The sequence below is a fragment of the Bradyrhizobium sp. genome, assembly GCF_049798375.1.
Classification (GTDB): domain Bacteria; phylum Pseudomonadota; class Alphaproteobacteria; order Rhizobiales; family Xanthobacteraceae; genus Bradyrhizobium.
On the sequence record NZ_JBARGP010000093.1, the window covers coordinates 1 to 2,722 of the forward strand.

Sequence of the window (2,722 nt, forward strand, 5' to 3'; positions counted from 1 at the left end):
GAAGTGGTGCCTGGCGCATCACAAGGAGAGCTTCCTCTATACGCACTTCGACGAGATCTGTGACCTCATGCGCAAGTACGACGTCTCGTTCTCGCTCGGTGACGGCCTGCGTCCGGGCTCGATCGCCGATGCCAACGACCGCGCGCAGTTCGCCGAGCTGGAGACCTTGGGCGAGCTCACCAAGATCGCATGGGACAAGGGTTGCCAGGTCATGATCGAGGGCCCCGGCCACGTGCCGATGCACAAGATCAAGATCAACATGGACAAGCAGCTCAAGGAGTGCGGCGAGGCGCCATTCTACACGCTCGGACCGCTGACGACCGACATCGCGCCGGGCTATGACCACATCACCTCCGGCATCGGTGCCGCGATGATCGGCTGGTTCGGCTGCGCCATGCTTTGCTACGTCACGCCGAAGGAGCATCTCGGCCTGCCCGACCGCAACGACGTCAAGGTCGGCGTCATCACCTATAAGATCGCGGCCCACGCCTCCGATCTCGCCAAGGGTCATCCGGCAGCCCAGCTCCGCGACGACGCGCTGTCCCGCGCGCGTTTCGACTTCCGCTGGACCGACCAGTTCAACCTCGGCCTCGATCCGGACACCGCGAAGAACTTCCACGACGAGACCTTGCCGAAGGAAGCCCACAAGGTCGCCCATTTCTGCTCGATGTGCGGTCCGAAATTCTGCTCGATGAAGATCACGCAGGACGTGCGGGACTATGCGGCGACTTTGAACGACCCGGCGAGCGTCGGGATGACGATCTCTGGCGTGGCGGAAGACGGCATGGCGCAGATGAGCGCCAAGTTCAAGGAGATGGGCGGACAGGTCTATCTCGACGCGGAGAAGGTCAAGGAGAGCAATAAGGTGTTGTGAGGCCTGCGCTCACCACCGTCATGGCCGGGCTCGTCCCGGCCATCCACGAAGCCGGGCGAAAGCCCGGTTTTTTTTGGTATATCCTCTCCGCAGCCTGCCGGCAGCGAGGCGACCGCTGCACTCGGAATAGATTCTCTTAGAGATAGTTCATGCGGTTCGAAATCTTGCCCGGCTTGCCACCCTATGGTCCGATGGCCTTGTCTTTCACAAAGAAGGGCGCGAGCGAACATCGCGAGGGGCTAGTTGTTCGGTTTCATCCGAAAGAGTCTGCGTCTTGGGTCGGCAACTTCATTGGAGCACCGACCGGGTTCACGACCGTGCTCGACCATCCCAATGAGCGTGACGTCATCGTCGTAGCGCAAGGTGATGCTTGCATTATAGATCCGGGGCATTGCGCTGTACGAGACCGGATCGCCGCTGACGTTCAAAGCACGTATTCGCTTCCGTCCCTTGGAATGGTCGTGTTGCAGAGATCTACCGATTTCACGTCGATCAGAGCATATGGTACCGGGTGGCAGAGTCCCCGAATTTCATGGGACGGCTTTCGTAACATTAGCGTAAGCGACACTCGTCTATCAGGCGAGGCATACACGCCGGTGGGCGACGAGTGGGAGCCGTTCACACTTGATCTTCTGACGGGATCTTGTGCCGACGGAATCTACGAGAAGGAAATGGCTACGGCCGTGCTCGTCTCGCCGGGCGAAAGCCTTCATCAGCGACTACAAAACCGACTGCGTTGTTTATCGATGAACTGGCGGTTTACGCTCGTACCGTGGCTTCGCACAATGCTCGCCAAACTTGCCCTACGCAGATCACGAAAGAGAAATTAGATGCCCATCCACCACATCCCCGCCCCACCCCACGTCAAAGCCCCGCCGCTGTCGTTCGGCACCCGGGTCGGCGATCTCGTCGTTGTCTCCGGCATTCCCGGCTTCGACGCGCAGGGTGCGCTGCCGGATGGCTTCGAGGCGCAGTTCGCCAACGTCGTGACCAACTTCACGCGCGTGCTGAGCGAGGCCGGCGCAACGATGCGCGATCTCCTCAAAGTCAACGTGCTGCTGACGCGCGCGGCCGATGTCGCCACCATGAACCGGCTATATGCCGAAGCGTTCGGCCCGGCGCCCTACCCGGCCCGCACCACCTGCGTCGTGGTCGCGCTGCCGGGTCTAAAAATGCTGATCGAGATCGAGGGCGTCGCCTCGCTGGTCAAGTGAGGAGAGCATGCTTCCTCCTCCGCCATTCCGGGACGCGTGAAGCGCGGGGCCGGAATCCATAACCTGAGCGGAAGTTTGTGGCACGCGCGTCCGATAACTAGCTCTCAACATTCACCTGTGAGTATGGATTCCGGCCTCGCCCTGCGGGCGCCCCGGAATAACGATCTCGGAGAGACCGGCTTCCGCACTCGACAGCCCGACCGGGGGCGCCTATCTTTCCTTCATGAACCTCATTCGCCGCACAATCGACATCGACGAAACGACCGACTCCCGGCTCTCTGAAATTGCGGCTGAGCGGGGACAGGACGTTGCAGCGGTGTTGGCGGAGGCCGTTGCGCTGTTGGACTCGGTGGTCGACATCGCGGGCCCGGATGTCGCCGAAGATCGCAGGCGTCTCGATGACTTCAACAAGACGGGCCTTGCCGTCCCCCTTGATGAGGTCAAGGCATGGGTGGCAAGTTGGGGCTCTGCGAACGAGCTGCCACGACCGACGTCCCGCAAGCTGCGATGATCCTTCTTTCGCCCGATGCCGTCATGGACATCGAGCGTCTCCAGACATTTCTCGACGAGCGCAATCCCGATGCTGCGCAACGCGCTCTCGCAGCAATTTGGAATGCGATTGGACGCCTTCAGG

The 2,722-nt window shown here is 61.1% G+C and carries 3 protein-coding genes; all 3 read left to right on the top strand.

Going from position 1 to position 2,722, the window contains the following annotated elements:
- On the top strand, window positions 1-874 hold an 874-nt coding region (locus WA702_RS04475), incomplete at its 5' end, for a phosphomethylpyrimidine synthase ThiC (protein ID WP_425109329.1).
- Window positions 875-1,704: 830 nt separating this feature from the next.
- Window positions 1,705-2,088, top strand: coding sequence for a RidA family protein (locus tag WA702_RS04480; protein ID WP_425109330.1), 384 nt, complete (start codon window positions 1,705-1,707; stop codon window positions 2,086-2,088).
- Window positions 2,089-2,311: 223 nt separating this feature from the next.
- Window positions 2,312-2,599 (top strand): hypothetical protein, encoded by a 288-nt coding sequence (locus tag WA702_RS04485; RefSeq protein ID WP_425109331.1) that lies wholly within the window; start codon window positions 2,312-2,314, stop codon window positions 2,597-2,599.
- Window positions 2,600-2,722 lie beyond the last annotated feature (123 nt).

Excerpts from the sequence above, each read along its gene's own strand:
- WA702_RS04480 (WP_425109330.1), top strand. The coding sequence starts at position 1,705 with ATGCCCATCCACCACATCCCCGCCCCACCCCACGTCAAAGCCCCGCCG.
- WA702_RS04485 (WP_425109331.1), top strand. The coding sequence starts at position 2,312 with ATGAACCTCATTCGCCGCACAATCGACATCGACGAAACGACCGACTCC.